Source organism: Paenibacillus sp. JNU01, from assembly GCF_059130585.1.
The window spans coordinates 5992415-6011385 of the sequence record NZ_CP169723.1 but is presented as its reverse complement, the minus strand read 5'-3'; the positions used below and the strand labels follow the sequence as shown (position 1 = coordinate 6011385).

The 18971-nt window shown below is 46.2% G+C and carries 21 protein-coding genes and 1 riboswitch; of the genes, 3 read left to right on the top strand and 18 right to left on the bottom strand.

The window, feature by feature from the left end:
* Window positions 1–34 precede the first annotated feature (34 nt).
* Genes NLBNIHML_RS26440 through metA form a run of 3 tightly spaced genes read right to left on the bottom strand, consistent with a single transcriptional unit; the run spans window position 35 to window position 3333 of the window.
* Window positions 35–1207 (bottom strand): trans-sulfuration enzyme family protein, encoded by a 1173-nt coding sequence (locus NLBNIHML_RS26440; RefSeq protein ID WP_339240860.1) that lies wholly within the window; start codon window positions 1205–1207, stop codon window positions 35–37.
* Entirely contained in the window at window positions 1204–2391 is a 1188-nt protein-coding gene (locus NLBNIHML_RS26435) for a PLP-dependent transferase (protein ID WP_342572410.1), read from the bottom strand. Before NLBNIHML_RS26435 ends, NLBNIHML_RS26440 begins: the two co-directional genes overlap by 4 nt.
* A gap of 24 nt (window positions 2392–2415) precedes the next feature.
* Window positions 2416–3333: a homoserine O-acetyltransferase MetA gene (metA, locus tag NLBNIHML_RS26430; protein ID WP_494353182.1), complete on the bottom strand. Its 918-nt coding sequence runs from the start codon at window positions 3331–3333 to the stop codon at window positions 2416–2418.
* 235 nt (window positions 3334–3568) lie between these two features.
* Window positions 3569–3692, bottom strand: a riboswitch (SAM riboswitch).
* Window positions 3693–4143: 451 nt separating this feature from the next.
* On the opposite strand from metA, the gene corA reads away from it, so the two are divergent.
* Window positions 4144–5079, top strand: coding sequence for a magnesium/cobalt transporter CorA (corA, locus tag NLBNIHML_RS26425; protein ID WP_062833460.1), 936 nt, complete (start codon window positions 4144–4146; stop codon window positions 5077–5079).
* Window positions 5080–5149: 70 nt separating this feature from the next.
* Here corA and NLBNIHML_RS26420 read toward each other — a convergent pair whose 3' ends face one another.
* From NLBNIHML_RS26420 to NLBNIHML_RS26385, 8 genes are all read right to left on the bottom strand, one after another.
* A complete protein-coding gene (locus tag NLBNIHML_RS26420; RefSeq protein WP_339260042.1) occupies window positions 5150–6151 on the bottom strand; it encodes an HRDC domain-containing protein in 1002 nt (333 codons plus the stop codon).
* Between the two features lie 176 nt (window positions 6152–6327).
* Window positions 6328–7206 (bottom strand): ROK family protein, encoded by an 879-nt coding sequence (locus tag NLBNIHML_RS26415; RefSeq protein WP_494353181.1) that lies wholly within the window; start codon window positions 7204–7206, stop codon window positions 6328–6330.
* Between the two features lie 76 nt (window positions 7207–7282).
* Window positions 7283–7969, bottom strand: a complete 687-nt coding sequence (locus NLBNIHML_RS26410) for an MOSC domain-containing protein (protein ID WP_494353180.1) — start codon at window positions 7967–7969, stop codon at window positions 7283–7285.
* 30 nt (window positions 7970–7999) lie between these two features.
* Window positions 8000–9106: a phosphodiester glycosidase family protein gene (locus NLBNIHML_RS26405; protein WP_339240853.1), complete on the bottom strand. Its 1107-nt coding sequence runs from the start codon at window positions 9104–9106 to the stop codon at window positions 8000–8002.
* 5 nt (window positions 9107–9111) lie between these two features.
* The gene (locus tag NLBNIHML_RS26400; RefSeq protein ID WP_339240852.1) at window positions 9112–10005 is read right to left on the bottom strand and encodes a 5'-3' exonuclease; all 894 of its coding nucleotides are present in this window, start codon (window positions 10003–10005) and stop codon (window positions 9112–9114) included.
* 138 nt (window positions 10006–10143) lie between these two features.
* Window positions 10144–10509 carry an arsenate reductase family protein gene (locus NLBNIHML_RS26395; RefSeq protein WP_339240850.1) on the bottom strand — a complete coding sequence of 122 codons (366 nt, stop codon included), beginning with the start codon at window positions 10507–10509 and terminating at the stop codon, window positions 10144–10146.
* A 444-nt stretch (window positions 10510–10953) separates the two neighbouring features.
* Window positions 10954–11937 (bottom strand): RluA family pseudouridine synthase, encoded by a 984-nt coding sequence (locus NLBNIHML_RS26390; RefSeq protein WP_339260036.1) that lies wholly within the window; start codon window positions 11935–11937, stop codon window positions 10954–10956.
* The gene (locus NLBNIHML_RS26385) at window positions 11934–12509 is read right to left on the bottom strand and encodes a cob(I)yrinic acid a,c-diamide adenosyltransferase (protein WP_339260035.1); all 576 of its coding nucleotides are present in this window, start codon (window positions 12507–12509) and stop codon (window positions 11934–11936) included. Before NLBNIHML_RS26385 ends, NLBNIHML_RS26390 begins: the two co-directional genes overlap by 4 nt.
* A gap of 150 nt (window positions 12510–12659) precedes the next feature.
* Between NLBNIHML_RS26385 and NLBNIHML_RS26380 the strand changes: the two genes are divergently transcribed.
* Window positions 12660–13271 carry a DedA family protein gene (locus NLBNIHML_RS26380; protein WP_339260033.1) on the top strand — a complete coding sequence of 204 codons (612 nt, stop codon included), beginning with the start codon at window positions 12660–12662 and terminating at the stop codon, window positions 13269–13271.
* A gap of 82 nt (window positions 13272–13353) precedes the next feature.
* Here the strand turns inward: NLBNIHML_RS26380 and NLBNIHML_RS26375 are convergent, their stop codons facing one another.
* The 7 genes from NLBNIHML_RS26375 to NLBNIHML_RS26345 form a co-directional block, all read right to left on the bottom strand.
* Window positions 13354–13896, bottom strand: a complete 543-nt coding sequence (locus NLBNIHML_RS26375; RefSeq protein WP_339240845.1) for a bifunctional adenosylcobinamide kinase/adenosylcobinamide-phosphate guanylyltransferase — start codon at window positions 13894–13896, stop codon at window positions 13354–13356.
* Window positions 13897–13933: 37 nt separating this feature from the next.
* Window positions 13934–14485, bottom strand: coding sequence for a hypothetical protein (locus tag NLBNIHML_RS26370; protein ID WP_339240844.1), 552 nt, complete (start codon window positions 14483–14485; stop codon window positions 13934–13936).
* A gap of 170 nt (window positions 14486–14655) precedes the next feature.
* Entirely contained in the window at window positions 14656–14877 is a 222-nt protein-coding gene (locus tag NLBNIHML_RS26365) for an aspartyl-phosphate phosphatase Spo0E family protein (protein WP_179198508.1), read from the bottom strand.
* A gap of 188 nt (window positions 14878–15065) precedes the next feature.
* Window positions 15066–16274: an aminotransferase class I/II-fold pyridoxal phosphate-dependent enzyme gene (locus NLBNIHML_RS26360; protein WP_339260031.1), complete on the bottom strand. Its 1209-nt coding sequence runs from the start codon at window positions 16272–16274 to the stop codon at window positions 15066–15068.
* A gap of 13 nt (window positions 16275–16287) precedes the next feature.
* The gene (locus tag NLBNIHML_RS26355) at window positions 16288–16788 is read right to left on the bottom strand and encodes an Lrp/AsnC family transcriptional regulator (RefSeq protein WP_237176219.1); all 501 of its coding nucleotides are present in this window, start codon (window positions 16786–16788) and stop codon (window positions 16288–16290) included.
* A gap of 160 nt (window positions 16789–16948) precedes the next feature.
* Entirely contained in the window at window positions 16949–17344 is a 396-nt protein-coding gene (locus tag NLBNIHML_RS26350; RefSeq protein ID WP_494353179.1) for a spore coat protein, read from the bottom strand.
* A 35-nt stretch (window positions 17345–17379) separates the two neighbouring features.
* Window positions 17380–17613, bottom strand: a complete 234-nt coding sequence (locus NLBNIHML_RS26345; RefSeq protein ID WP_339240841.1) for a hypothetical protein — start codon at window positions 17611–17613, stop codon at window positions 17380–17382.
* Between the two features lie 97 nt (window positions 17614–17710).
* On the opposite strand from NLBNIHML_RS26345, the gene NLBNIHML_RS26340 reads away from it, so the two are divergent.
* Entirely contained in the window at window positions 17711–18931 is a 1221-nt protein-coding gene (locus NLBNIHML_RS26340; protein ID WP_494353178.1) for an NAD(P)/FAD-dependent oxidoreductase, read from the top strand.
* Window positions 18932–18971: the final 40 nt, after the last annotated feature.

The window sequence follows — 18971 nt, the reverse complement described above, 5'->3', positions numbered from 1 at the left end:
GATACTCATAAGGGTATTTGGACACTCCCTTTTGTTAGGATTCCTGAAGTGCTTGTTCCAAATCTACAATCAGATCTTCGATATCTTCCAGACCTACCGAGAAACGCAGCAACCCGTCTGTAATGCCACGGTCCCGGCGAACCTCAGCCGGCATTGCTGCATGAGACATCATCGCTGGGTAGGACAGAATACTCTCGACAGCTCCCAGGCTTACAGCAACAATGGGTAGCTTCACCCGGTTAAGAACTGCTTTTGCACGATCTCCTGAACCGACGTCAAATGAAACGACAGCTCCATATCCTGTTGACTGGCGCTCATGTGCCTCTCGGCCCGGATGATCCTCCAGTCCAGGGTAAAAGACAGCGGTAATATCACTGCGCTCATTAAGCCATGCCGCAAGTCTGGCTGTACTCCGTTCACTATGAGCCATACGAGCCCCCAAGGTTTTCATCCCGCGCATCAGAAGCCAGGATTCTTGTGCCCCGAGTACAGTTCCAAGTCCATTTTGCAACTGTTTCAGTTGTACGCCAAGTGATTCCGTGCGAGCAACTGCTAAGCCTGCCAGCACATCACTATGCCCCCCTAGGAACTTGGTAGCACTATGTACGACGATATCCACACCAAGCTCAATTGGACGCTGATAGTACGGTGTCATAAAGGTGTTATCCAGAATCGTGATCAGGTCATGTTCCTTCGACCAGTCAGTTACGGCAGCGATATCCGTAATACGCAGAGTAGGGTTGGACGGTGTTTCCATATAAACTGCCTTGGTGTTCGGCTTGAGCGCCGCTTTTACTTCATCTATATTGGTCATGTCCACAAAAGTCGTCTCAATCTGCATACGGCTTAATATGGAAGTAAGCAACCGATATGTGCCTCCATATACATCTTCCGTTACAATCATGTGATCCCCTGCGGAGAACATCATGAACACGCTGGAGATCGCAGCCATCCCCGATGAATAGGCGAATCCTCGCGCTCCGCCCTCCAGCAGTGTGATGTAATCTTCCAGAGCCTGACGTGTCGGATTACCCGAACGACTGTAATCATGTTGAGGCGGATTGAAGATATCAAAATGATGGAAGGTTGAGGCTTGATAGATTGGCACACTGGAGGCTCCAGTTGTTTTGTCAATTTCATCACCAAAATGAAGCAATTTGGTATCAAATTTCAATTCAGAATTGGGCTTGTTGTTGGACTCACTCATGAGTGCACGCCTCCTTCAACTTCCTGTTGTGCAGCTGTCAGAGCATTGCCAAGATCTGCAATCAGATCATCCGCATGTTCAATGCCTACAGAGAACCGGAGCAGTCGGTCATCGACACCTACAGCATCACGAATTTCAAGCGGAATATCCGCATGCGTTTGTACCGCTGGGTAGGTCATGAGTGATTCCACTCCACCGAGACTTTCGGCAAAAGCAATCAGTTTGATATGACGCAGCAATGGTTCAACGTAACGTGCATCCTTCACTTTAAAAGAGAAAATACCTGTGTTACCTGTGGATTGTTTATTTTGTATCTCATACCCTGGATGATCCGACAGGCCTGGATGATACACTTCACCCACTGCTGGATGCTCAAGCAAATATTTGGCAATGGTAAGCGCATTGTACTCATGACGCTCCATGCGAAGAGCCAGCGTTTTCATGCCTTTCATCAACTGGTAGGAGTCACTTGGAGACAATACCGCTCCAATGGAATTATGCAGGAACGCCATCTCTGCAGATAATGCCTCACCCTTGGTTATAATTAGTCCGGCCAGCACATCATTGTGTCCGCCCAGATATTTGGTAGCGCTATGAATGATGATATCGGCACCCAGTTCAATCGGACGTTGGAAAAATGGAGTCAACAACGTGTTGTCAACAATGGTCAACAGGTTGTAACTTTTCGCCCAGGAAGCAACGGCTTCCACATCGGTGATCATCATCAATGGATTGGTTGGTGTCTCAATAAATACCGCTTTGGTATTTGGCTGACGAACCTTCTCCAGTGCTGCCAGGTCATTCGTATCTACATAACTGGCAGTTACGCCAAAACGAGACAGAATGCGTTCAAGCAGACGATAGGTTCCACCGTATAGATCCAACGATACAATCAGATGATCCCCTTGACCAAACATGGCAAAGATCGTTTGCAGGGCAGCCATACCCGAGCTACAGGCAAACCCCGCATCACCGGACTCCAGCGCTGCGGCTGCTTCTTCCAATACCTTACGGGTTGGATTCGTCGTACGAATATAATCAAACCCCGTGCTTTGTCCTAGCTTCGGGTGGCGAAACGCAGTGGATTGATAGATCGGAAAGTTAATGGCGCCTGTTACCGGTTCATTGATGGACCCTATTTGTGCTAAGCGGCTTTCGATTTTCAACTTGTTGTTGTCTTCCATTGCTGCATCCTCCTGTAATCTCGATTAGATTTGCGGGCCAATATCGTAAGGTGTTTCTTGATACACATAGTAATTGAGCCAGTTAGAGAATAATAAGTTGGCATGAGCTCGCCAAGTAGCCGGTGGTATACGGGAAGGGTCGTCATTCGGATAATAATGTCTAGGTAGTGCAATATCCAATCCTTTGGCTACATCCCGGTCATACTCCCACTTTAATGAGAACGGGTCGTACTCGGCATGACCTGTGGCAAAAATTTGTTTGCCGTCTTTGGTCGCAACCAGGAAGATACCCGCTTCCTCGGATTCAGCCAAAATCTCTAAATTTTCATTCTTTTCAATATCTTCGCGTCTCACTTCCGTATGACGGGAATGTGGAACGTTGAATACTTCATCAAATCCACGCAACAATGGAACATGTGGTTTATTGATCGTATGTGGGAAAACGCCAAAGCACTTTTCATCAAGTGGTACTTTCGGCACATCAAAATGATGGTATAAACCTGCTTGGGAAGCCCAACATATGTGGAGGGTTGAAGTCACATTGGTTTTGGTCCATTCGAAGATCTCCTGGATCTCATTCCAATAGTTCACGTCTTCGAAATCCATCTGTTCCACCGGGGCACCCGTAATAATCATGCCATCGAAACGTCGGTGTTCAATCTCGTCGAAGGTTTTATAGAACAGATCCAAATACTCCTGAGACGTATTCTTCGACGTATGGGATTTGGGGTGTACGAGAACAACATCCACCTGAATAGGCGTGTTTCCGACCAGACGAAGCAATTGTGTTTCGGTCGTTTCCTTTGTCGGCATCAGGTTTAATATAGCGATACGGAGTGGACGAATATCCTGCTGGTATGCAGAAGTTTCATCCATGACGAAGATATTCTCTCCTTCAAGTACTTCTTTTGCTGGTAAAGTATCCGGAATTTTGATTGGCATGGTAAGTCTAACTCCTCCTTGTGCATAGATAGATGCAGCCGCCACTGGCTTGATGTCTTCACATCAATACAGTGACAGACTGCCTTGAGCTTGTAAAAACATTGAATTGCTCTTTCATCCAACGTTACAAACAACCTCAAGTTCCTTAGCGAAAATCACTGCTGAGAAGTCGGGGCATATGACAAAGACCTTCCTCGGATTTCGAGAAAGGTCATATGTAAATAGATATGCGCCTCTCTCATCTCTCAGTTACAACAGTGCCACTTGACACTAGGTCGCTGCAAGAATTAGCACCGTGCGGTATACCGCCGGTTGCCGGGTTTCATCGGGCCAGTCCCTCCACCTACTCTTGATAAGATTTCGCTGTATTAGATTGTAATTTAATATGGTTCACCGTCTACTTTATTACATTAATGCCTTTACGTCAAGGTGCAGTTCTATGTCTGCTGTCCAGATCGGAACCGTTCTTCATCCGTTGTCATACACTGCCTCAGGGCGCGAAATAGACACATTTTTGCGCTTGAAAGCACCTTGTACCAGCGGTATACTAAACAAGGTGTTATAAACCCTTATGTGAGAGGTGACATATTAAATGGATGGCGACCCGAGGCCTGACTGGCAGCCGAATTCCGACAAACTGCATAGAGAATTGACATCAGCATGCCGGCAGCGGGACGTGACTTCCGTTTGATTATATAGTGAACGCAGCCCTGATCTCCAGGCTCCGCTGCCGACCGGCTGATTTGTTCTTTTTGCGCCCATAATGATAATATCCGCCGAGTTGGCGGGTGCAGAAGGAGTAGATTAACGATGAAAATCCGGTTGGTAAACAACGGTGTGTTTATTCCGGTGGACGATATTCAGCAGGCGCTGACTCCACCAGCGGAAGGATTTTACTGGATTGATGCAGATGTAGACGATTTGGCGGTACTTCAACCGCTGTTCTTGATGCATGATCTGGCTGTGGAAGACTGTCTTAGTGACGAAGAACAACGTCCGAAGATTGAAATTTATGAGAACCATTATTTTATTGTGATCAATAGCATACGTTTCGATGATGAAGAGATTTTTCTGCGTGCAGTCAACTTGTTCCTCGGCAGACATTTTATTATTAGTGTTACGAAGCAAAAGGTCAGCGAATTGCGCACACTGAAACCAATCCTGTGGGAACAGGAAATCAGTACACCGGATCGTCTGCTCTATTTGCTGGTTGACTTGATTGTTGATAATTATTTCACCGTAGGTGACCGAATTGAAGCACGGATTGAGAAGCTTGAGGAAGACATTCTGATGCATACCAAAAAGTCACATCTGAATGAAATCATCGGGCTGCGCAGTGAGATTCTGTGGCTGAAAAAAGTCCTTGGACCTCAGAAAGAGGTCATTAACACACTGAACAAAAAAGACCTGCGTCTCATCGATGATCAACTGCAAAAGTATTTCAGTGACATCTATGAAAATGCCGTAAAAATATCGGAAACCTTTGAGACTTATCGCGACCTGATGGGCAACTTGCGAGAAGCCTACCAATCCAGTATAGCGAACCGGGCGAATGAGATCATGCGTGTGTTTACCGCCATTACCACGGTCTTCATGCCGCTGACGGTTATTACCGGTATATACGGTATGAACTTTACGAATATGCCCGAGCTTAACTGGAAATACAGCTATTTTGTTGTGATTGGCCTGATGGTTACACTGGGCCTGAGCATGTTCTTCATTTTCCGCAAAAAAGACTGGGTATGAACTCGTACGAAATAACAAAGACGATGCGCTCCTCTTGGAGGAACGCGTCGTCTTTTTCTATACCCTGCAACTAACTTACATTCCGCTCTGTCTCTGCATGCCGACGGAAGCGGATGCGAATCATGCGCAGTTTTTCATAGACCTGCTCCAGACTTCCTCCGTCGGGCTTCTCCGCTCCATACACCTTATGTAATACTGGCTTCAGGAACGTATCTCCCAGCTCCTCATATGCACTCCATACAGCCTCTTGTTCGTTCTCTGGCATCACAGCAAGCTCCACATCAAGAAGGCAATCGGTGTCATAACCTTCGAGATCCAGTGCCTCTAACAGCTCAATCAACTCGCGTCGGGATAATCCGGATCGATTAACGATTTCTTCTAACGTATGCCCTTCCTTCATGCCTTCAAGCACCTGCTTGCGCGTGGTGAACTTATCAAGTTCCTGTTTGTACTTCTGCTCTCTCTGCTTGTATAACCAGTTCTCATACTCTTCTTCCTTCAGCGCCGTGTACACCCATTCAAGCGGGAATGTCGTTGAACGCTCCAACCCGTTCGTAATCTCCATCCATTCAGCACCATAGTCGGTCGCTTTGCTCTCCCCTACGCCCGGCAATTGCATCAGTTCATCCATCGATTGCGGCACAAAGGCACTGATCAAACGCAGCAGACGATTCGTTGCAATAAAATACGGTGCCTTCCTGTCAGACACGGCTCTCTTTCTACGCCAGGCGCACAAATCCGTATATAACTGCTCATTGCCGTATAACTCACTGTAACAATGGAGTCGCTGCCCACCATAACTGCGCAACTTCAAATCATCATTCTCATGAAATAACCCCTGTAACTGCGGTCGGTATCCCTCACTCATCTGTATGGCGAGCTGATGACGATAAATATGAAGCAGTTCCTCCCAAGAAGTCCCTTCATACCAGATGCTGTCCTCACGTTCTCCTTCCTCGTAGCGACTCCATCCCAGCTGCCAACCATCTTCCTCTTCCCCAATCCATAGCTGTGCATACTCTGCATTTTGATCTGACATTCTGGACAATCTGTTCATGAAAATGACTTCCATCTCCGTTCCCTCCCTTTAACATTTCAGCCTAAACGGGTTAGCTACACTACCTAAAGGCAGCACAAAAAAACACCTCTCCTGCAAAATCCATGCAAGAGAGGTGCTTCCTCATTAACCGTACTATGCTGTTGTCCATATCATACCACAATGGTAAAATTCGTCAATCTCTTATTGATCTACTTATTTAATGCCAGTTTGGCAAGCGCCAGCGAACCACATAGTCCCGCATTGTCACCAAGTCCCGGTGAAACAACATACTGGTCAATCTCGGATTGAAGTGCGGGATGCTGAACATATCCAGCCAGCAACTCCTGCAGTTTGCTACGAACCATCGGTAACAGGTGCTCCTGCTTCATTACTCCGCCACCCATAACAATCTTCTGTGGAGAGAGAATGAGAACATAATTCATCAGTGCATGTGCCAGATAATGTGCTTCAATCTCCCATGCTTTATGATCTGCAGGCAGTTCATAAGCCGGTTGCTCCCAACGTTTGTTAATGGCTGGGCCTGCTGCAAGGCCTTCGAGGCAGTCGCCATGATACGGACAGAAACCTTCATATGTATCCTCGGGATGTCTGCGTACAATGATATGTCCCATCTCTGGATGTGACAATCCATGGACCATTTTACCGCCAACTACAGCACCTGCACCAATACCTGTACCCACCGTGATATACAGACAGCTCTCAAGACCTTGTGCAGCGCCCCAGGTTGCTTCTCCAAGTGCCGCACCATTCACATCCGTATCAAATGTCATCGGTACATCAAAATGCTCCTTGAGCTTGCCAATCACGTTATATTGTCCCCAATGTGGCTTCGGTGTTGTTGTGATATAGCCATACGTCGGGCTTCCTTCAATCGGATCAATCGGACCAAATGAACCTACGCCCAGAGCTTCAATGCCTTTGCCTTCAAAAAACGAAATCACTTGAGCCATTGTCTCTTCCGGTGTTGTTGTTGGAAAACTTACGCGTTCCAGAACTTCTCCGTTTTCTGTGCCAATACCACATACAAATTTGGTTCCGCCTGCTTCAATTGCGCCTAAGATCGTCATGTTAGTCACACTCCCAAGTTAGTTTAAAAAGGAAATCATTTTTCGTGCTTTACTTGATGACACTATAGTTATCCTGCTACTTGTTCTCCAGCTTGGACAATCGTTTCATTAACGTCTGCCTCCAGCTGTCTGACAGCGCAGAAATGGCCAGCAGCGCCTGGATACCTTCGACATTTTCTTTCCCCTGATGCATAATTCGATTGGCTTCAAGAACGGTCATTGATGCAGGATCGGTGCTGATCCGTCGAAATGTCGATGAAGGCCTTACCTCACCTTCTTGCAGGACACGAAAGTAAAAGCCGGTATATCCACTCTCCTGAAAATATACAGGCAGTTCCTTAAAATCATACCGTGCGCCCAGCTTGAAGCAAGGTTGTCTGGGCTGACTGACCTGCACTGTGGCTTCGCCCAACTCGTAGACATCACCAATCCGAACGACTTCTTCGGCACAGCCTTCAACCGTCAGATTTTCTCCACAAGCTCCCCAGTCCAGCTTGCGATCCATCAACTGTTCCAGCTCCGGATAACGACTGTAATCGTATACACAAACGGCCTTGTCAGGGCCTCCATGATGCACCAGATCCGCCTGCGCATCCCCTGTCATTCCAGTGAATGACAGGAAAACCGCGTCGGATACAGGGTGTTTCACAATGCCGCTCAGCACTTCACGCTTCTGCCCAGAGAGCGGTTGCGGCAGTCCTACATTGATGGCCAGAACAGCTGTACTACCCTCCTCTGGCTTTCGATCAGATGTGAGTGTCATTTGCGTCATCCCTCCCATAATCACTTTCTTTTAACGAACAGAGCCACCAAACACGAGTGTATTACTCAAAAGTCGACCTGGTGAGGTCAGCATTTTGCCCCCGGCGTACATGCCTGAAGATGCGCCACCATCCAGATTCATGGCCTGCTTCGCCCCAAGCTTTTGCATCACCGCTGCCCACTCCTTGATTGTTGCTCCGGAAACGGTAGCCAGCATAACAGAACCGTCCGCCATGATTGCGATACCACTTCTGGCTCCGGAAGCATTAAGAATCTTGGCATCCTTGAAACCTTCACTCGTCGGATTTACAGCTACCTTGCCGTCTTTCACCAGACGCGGACCTGCTCCCACAGCGGTCACCACATCTTGCCAAGGAATCTCTTTACCTGCTGCGTTCGTATATTTGTAATTCATTTCTACGGTTGAGCCAACGGTGAAACGATCTGAAGAGGACTTTTGGTTGCCTGTGAAGACCAGCACAGAGCCATTCTTAGGAATGGCTACATTGGTGTTAGGGACTTTTTTGGTCACGATGCCTTTCTCCATGACTACTGCAGTACCACCTTTGAACCCGACTGTCGCACCTCGTTCAGGTGTATACAGCATCGTAATGCTTGCATTCGCAGAGGGTGTTCGATTAATAAATGTCGCATACCAACTGCGTGATTTGCCTTTTGTATCTGTTACTTTACCTGTCAAACTCACCTGAAGTGAATCCATGATCGCCGAGCCATCTTCCTTAAATCCGATGGATGTTCCGTATCTTCCAATATGTATGACCTTACCATTTGCTATTAACATGCCGTATGGATCTGGCGCTCCGTTATATGCTTCGAAAAATGCTCCGTTAATGGCTGCTTGTGCACCATAGGCTTTCACAATCGATGGCAATGTAGCCGTCTGGCCAACTTGCTTCTTCGCGAGTCCAACGGTAACCGGTGTTCCCTTCGGAATCGAAACGGTCTGTACGGTAAAATTACGTCCTGCTGCTTTTACTTTCTGTACTTTGGTGCTAATTGCTGCTTTGGCATCCACTGTCTGTGGCGCACTTACTGCTCCCGAAAGAATTATTGGCAAGGCCAGGACGAGGGCCATAGCCCCTGTCCACCACTTTTTGCCTGATCGTACGTTCTTCATGTTGCTCACCCTATTGCCACTCCCATCCAAGAGCCGAGGCTCTTCATCTCAAGTTGTTCAAACTTGTCCATCACCATATCCGGATCAAGACGCAATTCACAGATATCCAGCGCACAGGCAACCGGAACAGCACAATGAATCTCTGCCAGTTTGCGGGACAGATGAAGCATGTCCAGATCATTCTCAATCTTGTTACGCACCGAAGGGGTCAGTTTATCCATGTTGCTCAAAATCCCTTCAATGGAGCCATATTCCTGTACAAGCTTCAACGCTGTTTTCTCACCAATTCCCCGTACTCCGGGATAGTTGTCACTGGCATCTCCCATCAGACCCTTCATGTCAATGACTTGGCGAGGTGTCAGTTGTTTCTCTGCCATGAGCGTTTCAGGATTGTACACCATGTAGTTGCCATGGCCTTTTTTCATAATAATGATACTCGTGCGATCATTAATCAGTTGCAACATGTCGTGGTCACCCGTCAGTACCATAACATTCATATCTGTCTCTTCGGTATAATACTTAGCAAGCGTCCCGATGCAATCGTCAGCTTCGAATCCTTGTGCACCTATATTCGGAATACCCAGGCTATCCATGACTTCACGAATCAGGGCGAACTGGGGAATCAGGTCATCCGGAGCTTCAGACCGGTTGCCTTTGTAGGCTGCATATTCTTCACCGCGGAACGTCTTACCGCCCATATCCCAACAACATACGACATGACTTGGCCCAAAAGTCTGAACCGCATCCCAGAAATAACGGATAAATCCGTAGACTGCGTTGGTAGGCAATCCTGCCTTTGTACGTCTGATATATCCGCTTGCAGATGTCGCATAAAAAGCACGGAACAACACCGCCATACCGTCCACCAGCAACAAAGTAGGTTCATTACGTTGATTCACTTGAATTTGTTCTCTCCTATCCTGATCTAGCATATAAAATACGAAACTAATTCTATCATTATAGCATAGTTCCGCCAACCATCGTTCAGCCAAAAAAGCCCTGAATCTTGAACAATTCAAGGCTGGTATTCAGCACGCTTATGCGTTATTCCATTCCTGCTCGAACGTTTCTTCCTTGAAACCAACTGTCACCTTTTCTCCATCCGTAACAATCGGACGTTTGATCAACCGACCATTGGAAGCCAACAAACGAATCTGTTCATCAGCGGACATGCCTGGCAGCTTGTCCTTCAATTGTTGTTCTTTGTACACTTCCCCGCTCGTATTAAAGAACTTTTTCACCTCGAGCCCGCTTTTCTGGATCAATTCTGTTAGTTCAGATTCTGATGGTGGTGTGTCAAAAATGGGGATTAGCTCCAGCTCATGTCCTTGCGCTTCAAGCCACTTTACAGCTTTGCGGCATGTGCCGCATTTGGCATATTGATATACTTTTAAGTTGCTCATTTATTTACCTCCAAATGCTCCGGTTTCGTGTGGCTCCGGTTTCGACTTCTCGCTTCCCTTGGTTTGCTTCGCAAATCCAAAAGTCGCTCCAAATCGATACCATCGCCATGTAATTTTACTGATTTTTTGCGAATGTGTTCAAAAACACTCATTCGCTATATTTTTTGGGTCAAAGTCTTACAGCTTTTATATCCTTAAAAGCTTTTGAGATTTGAATTCATGAAATATTTAACATGAAATGGGTAAACATCAACACATTAAACCATAAAGATTAGCCTACGGCATGTTGTTCGAGTGCATTATAGCACCCCTCACAATGGAATAGCTTACTAGCGTTGAAACTTAAGCAGAAAGGGCCTAGCAAGATGGACCGTACAAAAAGCTACGACACCTACTACACAGAGGGCGTATCTAAGGAAATCTAAGAGCCTCGTTGCAGGCTTCCTACAATTCTTCTCTGGGAGCTGCGTCATCATTCAAACGATTCTCTAGCGCGGCCATATCTGCTGGCAAAGGGGCATGGAACGTCATGCGTTCCTGTAGAATTGGATGCTCAAACGTCAATTCGCAGGCGTGTAAGGCTTGACGTTCGATCCAGCTATCCCGTTCTTCCCGAACAGCCATGGCCTGCTCATTGATCTCATGCTCAGGTAGTGTCTTGTACATCCGATCTCCGATCAACGGGCAACCGATGGACGTCATATGTACCCGGATCTGGTGGGTTCTTCCACTTTCCAGCTTGAGACTTACTGCACTGGCGGTGCCCTCTGCCCAACGTGTTAACGTCGTATACAACGTTCTCGCCGCGTAACCATCAGGCGTTACAATTCGGCGGTGTGGCTCTTCAGGATCCCTGTCAATCGGCCCATCCACTGACCCTTGTTCCGGGACGGGGCTGCCGTGTACAAACGCAATATATTTCTTGTCTACCGTCCCTGCAATCATCTGTTCAGATACGTGCTGGTGCACATACGGGTTCTTGGCTATAGCCAGCACACCTGACGTTTCCTGATCAAGACGATGAATTGGTCTAAACCGGAATCGCTCACCCTTGGATTTCCAGTAATGAACGACTCCATTCGCCAAAGTACCTGTGTAATGTCCATGTGTCGGATGAACGATGATGCCTGCATCCTTGTTTACAACAAGTAAGTGCTCATCTTCATACAGAACGGTAAAGGGGATAGGTTCAGGCAAAATATCATCCGATTCCTCTTGCTCCATCCGAACTTCAACGACATCACCTGCAGCTACCTTGACGCTAATGTATACGCGCTCCCCGTTAAGCATAACGCCTTGTTCCGTCAGCTTGATTTTGGACAAGAGCTTGCGGGACACCAGCAGCCGCCGCTGAAGCACGGTCTTCAGCAGCCAGCCATCTTCTTGCTCGGTCACCGTGTAGACAATGGGAGAATAGTATTGGCTCATTCTTTGCGGCGGAAGACTTTTTTGCTCCGCACATATTCAATATCGGCCACCTGTTGTCTCGCGTTGGCCGTCCGTGCAACCACGAAGAAATAATCAGACAGTCGGTTTAGATACCGCCGTACAGACGGATTAATATCCGTATGTTGTCCCAGTGTTACCGTGCGACGTTCTGCGCGGCGACATACGGTACGGCATACGTGCAAAGCAGAGGATAACTGGCTGCCACCTGGAATAATGAAGCGTTCCACTTTCGGATTCTCTGCATCATACTGGTCAATCCATTGCTCCAGACGTGTGACCATTTCATCTCTCACCTTATATTTGGTCTCACTAATCTTCACGAAGGCCAGATCCGACCCGCAATCGAACAATTCCTGCTGCACTTCCAGCAGATGTTCACGCAGATCGTCGAATTCGCCCTGAGCTGAGTCAATAAGGCTAATCGCCTGACCGACAAAACAGTTCAATTCATCAATCGTACCATAAGCCTCTACTCGGTCATCATCCTTGATGACACGTCCACCAATAACCGAGGTCTGACCTTCGTCACCTGTTCGTGTATATATGCCCATCGTTATCCCTCCAATTGTTAATATCATTAATGAATACGGGAATGCTATTTTTTCAGAAACCAGTTTCTCGCTGTACACGTATATAAGAATTGGTGTGCTCTGCCGAGTATACGACAAATCGAAGGAAACCAAAAGCAAAGGGAGACGATTATGCAAAACTGGATAACCGATTTCATGGAACAATACGGCTACATAGGCATTGCACTCATTATTGCTCTTGAGAATGTATTCCCCCCGATTCCATCCGAAATCATCTTGCCCTTTGGCGGTTTCATGACCACTTACACCAGTCTAACTCTTCCAGGGGTTATTATCGCTGCTACCATCGGCTCCGTCCTTGGTGCTGTCATGCTGTATGGTATTGGTCTGCTCATTGACGTCGAGCGCCTTGAGAAAATTGTGGAACGTTGGGGACATGTGCTACGCATCAAAAAAGAGGATATTCACCGTGTCGATGCATGGTTTGACAAATATGGCATGTGGACCGTATTATTCTGCCGAATGGTTCCCCTCGTACGTAGTCTTATCTCCATTCCGGCAGGCATGTCCAATATGAAATTTGGTTTATTCCTTCTCTTTACAACCATTGGTACATTGATCTGGAATGTCATTCTTGTCTGCGTCGGTGCTGCGCTAGGCGCATCGTGGGAGAGCATTTTGCACTTTATGGACGTCTATTCCATCGTGGTGTACGTCATGCTAGCCATTATTGTTATCGGATGTATCATCTGGTGGATCAGACGTAGCAAAAAGAAAAAATAAAGAACGATGATTAAATAAAGCCTCCTCGCCACCCATTCGTGGTTAAGGAGGCTTCTTTATGTCACCCGTTTATGTCATCTCACTATCGTTCATCTTCATTGCGCATGCCCTGACTCTTAAGATCGATAGCCAGACCAGATACCAGCATGTACATCTTTTCAGCATGTATCTGCAGCATCCGGTTAACCGAAGCCATTCTCGCTGTAAATATTCGTTCTTCCTCGGTAGGATGTAATGTGCCATGCATTTCATTGGTAATCACAAGCAGCTTCCCCTGATAAGACAATAACGCATCAAGCAAAAGCTGTGTCTCTGATCGCTGCTGATTCAGATCCTCGGTTGCTCTGAAACTGGTAGCCATCCAGGAGGTCAGACTATCTACAATTACAATTCGCTGATCCGCCAAAAACAGATTGGATTCCCGATTAATCTGGGTGATCACCTCTGTCAGATGCTGACCGTTCCCGGCATGAATGGCACGATAATGAGCGGATGGCAATTCGGGAATAACGGGATCATGATCACCAGTGGATAAATATACACCCTCCCGGCTAATCCCGGCTGCGTACTTGAGGGCAAACCGGGTTTTACCACTACCTATGCCGCCTGTGACCGTAATCAGCAATCCGCTTCCCTCCTTCCATAGCCATTCTGAATTTTCTTTACTCTGTCAGCGCCTTCAGCACTTTCTTGGATTCTTCGACATTGGAAGATGACACTGGAATGGTAGCGAACAGATTGCTCGCAGCATATTCTACATCTTTAAACATTTTCATATCTTCGAGCGGAATGCCGTAAAGATGTGATTCTTGTTTGATATCTGAACCTCCATCTCCTTCACCCTTCTCTACCAATACTCCACCCTCAAATACACCCCGTTCAAACTTCTTGGGGTCAAAAGTATCATCCAGCGGAATATTGGAACCATTACTTCCATATTGTTTCATGTCAGATTCAGGCAAAATGAAGATATCATGTCCTCCAGCTGCGTACTCAACCATAATTTTCTGAACATCATACATCGCACTGGTGATCACTTCCACCTTGGGTTCCTCGCCCAGTTTCTGTTGCAGATTAGCCTGTAACTGTTCTGAGATTACAGATGGATTTCCTTGGTTATCAATGATAAAAATGGAAAAACCATCTTTACCACCACAACCAGCAAGCAGAAAAACAATAGAAACGATCGCAGTAAGCCCCCAAAATCTCTTCATTCCAGTTCCCCCTTTAGTCTCCTACGTCCAATATATCACAATTGTTCCACGCAAAAAAATAACCTGTTTGATCGGGCGATCACCCTGCCTTTGCACACACAAAAAAAGAAGACCCTCTCAGGTCTCCCTCTCTAATTCGATTAATGAAACGTTTCAATCCGGCATAAACGTTATTTTGCTTTGATCGGGTTAGCCTTCATATACTCATTAATCTTTAAATCCAGCAAACTGCTGATTTCAATTACAATATCGGATGTGAATGATTTCTCTTCGAGGAAGATCTGTTCCATCTTGCGACGAAGCATATGAATTTCATCTTCCAAGGAAATGTCATGCAAAGATGCGTTATCGGGTTTCACCGACCATCGGTCGCCATGATCGCCTTCTGCCAGAACGTGCCCACGATTCGTCGGTAAATCATATTCAACACAAAACAAAGCTAACCCCTCCTTGGAAAAATGTTTTCCAAATATATGAAAACTTATTTCAAATTGAAATTATATCACATTATTTTGTAAAAGAAAGTTATTTTTTTCCAACGATAACAATGTCACATTTGTAAAAAGATTCTACTTTAGTATTAACCCTCTTTTTGCAGTTTGTAAACAAAGTTTCCGATTCGTTCCAAAGCTTCATTCAATTGGGTTACAGAAGTAGCATAAGAACAGCGCAAGAAGCCTTCACCCTGAGGGCCAAAAACATTGCCGGGAACAGCAGCAACTTTATTCTCTGTTAACAATCGCTCAGCAAACAGGTCGGAACTCATACCTGTCTTTTGAATACTCGGGAATGCATAGAATGCTCCCTGAGGTTCATGACAATCAAGTCCAATATCCCTGAATCCCTGCACAATTAAACGTCTACGCTGATTATACGATTCTACCATCCGATCTTTCTCACCCAAACCGTTCGTCAATGCCTCAAGTGCAGCAACCTGACCCATGGCCGGTGCACACATTACTGTATACTGATGGATTTTGAGCATGGCTGCAATAAGCTCAGGATGACCACACATGTAACCGATCCGCCAACCTGTCATTGCAAATGCCTTCGAAAATCCGCTTACGAGAATTGTTCGCTCCTTCATGTCAGGAATAGCTGCAAAGCTAACATGTTTTTGTGTGTACGTCAATTCAGCATAGATTTCATCAGCGATTACAATCAGATCATGCTTTTTAATCACTTCAGCAATCGGCAGCCACTCTTCATACGTCATGATGGCCCCAGTGGGATTACTCGGATAACACAGAATAACCACTTTCGACTTCGGTGTGATGCCAGCTTCAAGTGCTTCGGCCGTTAACTTGAACTGATCTTTTGCGTAGGTTTCAACCCCAACCGGTATACCGCCACCGATTGAAGCGATTGGTGAATAAGCCACGTAGGAAGGTTCAGGAATGAGAATCTCGTCGCCAGGTACGATTAACGCGCGCAAAGCCAGATCAATCGCTTCACTGCCACCCACGGTGACAATAATCTCATCCTTGGGATCGTATTTGGTATCAAACTGAGTATCCAGATATTCACTGATGGCTTCTCTCAACTTCGGCATACCTGCGTTGGATGTGTAACTGGTCATACCTCTTTCCAGCGAGTAGACACAGGCTTCACGCATATGCCAAGGTGTAACAAAATCAGGTTCACCCACACCCAATGTAATAATATCCTTGTTGTCTCCAACCAGATCAAAAAATTTACGAATTCCGGATGGAGGTATCTGCTGCACGAGGGGTGCCAGATAAGTTGTCATTTTCTTATTGTTCCCGGTTGTCTGTTCATTCACTATCATGACACATCTTCCTTTACGGCGAGATCATGAGACGGTTGTCTTCTTGATGGTCTTCAAAGATAATCCCGTCCTGCTTATATTTTTTAAGTATAAAATTCGTTTTGGTTGAAAGTACAGAGTCTATCGGAGACAGTTTCTCCGACACAAAATTAGCGACTTCACGCAGGTTGCCACCTTCCACTTCAACGAGCAGATCGTATGCACCTGACATGAGATATACGGATTTCACTTGCGGATAGAGATAAATGCGCTCGGCAATCCCTTCAAAGCCACGACCACGCTCCGGCGTGATCTGAACCTCAATCAGGGCGGTTACTTTTTCATCATCTATTTTGCTCCAGTTCACGACGGTTGCGTATTTCACGATGACGTGGTCTTGTTCAAGCTGTGCCACAGCATTTTTGATCTTGTCTTCCGACTCCCCCAGCAGCGTCGACAGCAGTGTGGGAGTCCTTCTCGCGTCTTCCTTCAACAGATCCAGAACTTTTAATTGCAGATCGTTCAAATCTTTCATGGTTTTCCCTCCAGCGTCATACAGGTTCCTGAAAATGAATTAATACTTATATTACATGAATTTAACGTTGATGCATAGACAAAAGACCGCCTGCCCTGAATTCGGGCAGGCGGTGGTATGGTCCTGGAATGTTAGGTGCTTCAAACCCCTTTTGCAAAGGTTACATGTAATAAGGGTTACCGTAATTCGGCTGATGCTGAGGAACATTAGGAGCTTGGCTGTACGAGCTGTTCTGCGTATTCTTTTCCTGAATGAATTGCTGACACTTCTGTTGGGCCTGTTGTGCAGACTGGAGCTGCTTGTCCACATCCTGACGGAGTGCTTTGGCCGACACAGAATACATGTTGTTTTGCTGCATCAGATTGAACAGCTCTCCTTGCAATCTCAGAGTATCATTCGTTAAATCGGTGAACATTCGACGTGTCATCGGGCAGGATGCTTCCGTAGTCGCAGTCGTATATTCGCGCGAGGTTCGTCTCAAATCTGCAAGAATCGACTTCAGCAGATCTTGCTCTTGCATAAAAGAGCCATTAGGTGATAAAGATTGTGAATACATGTATTCTCCTCCTATACAGTTAGAATAGTCTTCAATTACTGAGCTTGTGTCGGGGCAAGTGACTGATGTTGCTGAAGCGCATTGACAAGCGTGTTCAGATGCTGTTCATGTGAGCGAACATAGTGATTCAGTGCCTGTTGAATTTGTGGATTATGTGTGATGGAAGCTGTTGCTGCACACTGCTTAATCAGCAGTTCTTCATTGGTGATTGAGTCCGCAATATAGTTTAATTCCTTGGGACTCAGTGCTTGCATCGTATGATTCTGCATGTTTCGCTGGCCTCCTCGGCATATAGTTTATGCGCAATTATTGTTAACCCGGTCACACAAAAGTATACAAATTGAATTCGTAAAGGAGATGTTTCTAATGGATTTGGTCTATGGCACACCTTTTTGGCCCTCCACTTTTAATGCAACATTTGATTATTCTGCTCTGCAAGAAGACATCTCTTGTGACTGCCTCATCATTGGTGGAGGCATGGGGGGCGCATTGACATCTAAACTACTCACGGAGCAGGGTATTAATACCGTTGTCATTGACAAGAGAGATATTGCCCACGGCAGCAGTTCTGCCAATACAGGTCTTTTACAATATACCAATGACAAAACACTAACCTCATGTATCCATACTTTTGGTGAAGCGACAGGCGTACGCTTTTATGAGCTATGTCGTGAGGCCATGAAACAGCTTGCTCAAATTGCAGACAGTTTAGATACAGACCCTTGGTTTATCCCTCGAACAAGTCTTTGTTTTGCAAGTAGCGAAGATGATGTAACTCTACTGAAGGAAGAATACGAGACGCTGAAACGTTATGGTTTTGAAGCTGAATTATGGGATGCTGACAAAATAAGCAAGCATTTTCCTTTCAGTAAACCCGCTGCCCTATACACGATGGGAGATGCAGAAGTGAACCCCTATCGTTTTGTTCATGCCTTGTTTGAATCCGCAAATAATCATGGCGCTCGAATTTATGGCCAGACGGAGATGATACACTGTGAGTACGATGAAGAAGGTGTATTATGTCACACTTCCAACGGTAAAATCCGTGCCAAGAAGGTTATATTTGCTGCCGGTTACGAGACACAGGACATCAAAAAGGATCGTGGAGCCTATCTGAAAACGACTTATGCGATTGCTACCAAACCATTGTCTGATCTTAGTGAATGGTCTGAACACAGCATGATTTGGGAGACGGCACGCCCCTATTTGTATATGCGAACAACACCCGACGGAAGAATCATCGCAGGCGGTTTGGATGAAGAAATACCTCGGGAGGATCAACGTGAAATACGGGCAAAACACCGGGGAGATACACTCCTGGAAGAGGTACGTTCCTATTTCCCTTTAGATGATCTTGAAGTCGATTATGCCTGGGGTGCCGTGTTTGGTAATACGAATGATGGTCTCCCTCTGATTGGTACCCATCCCGATTATCCACATTCATATTTTGTAGAAGGATACGGAGGTAACGGGACCGTATACAGCATGATTGCTGCTTCCTTAATTGTGGATGCCATTGTCGGCAAACAGAATCCTGATATGGATCTGTTCTCACTCACACGCACAAGTAAACCATCTCCTGTGTAACAGGAAAACAAATCAATACAAATAGGGTACAGCACGCGGA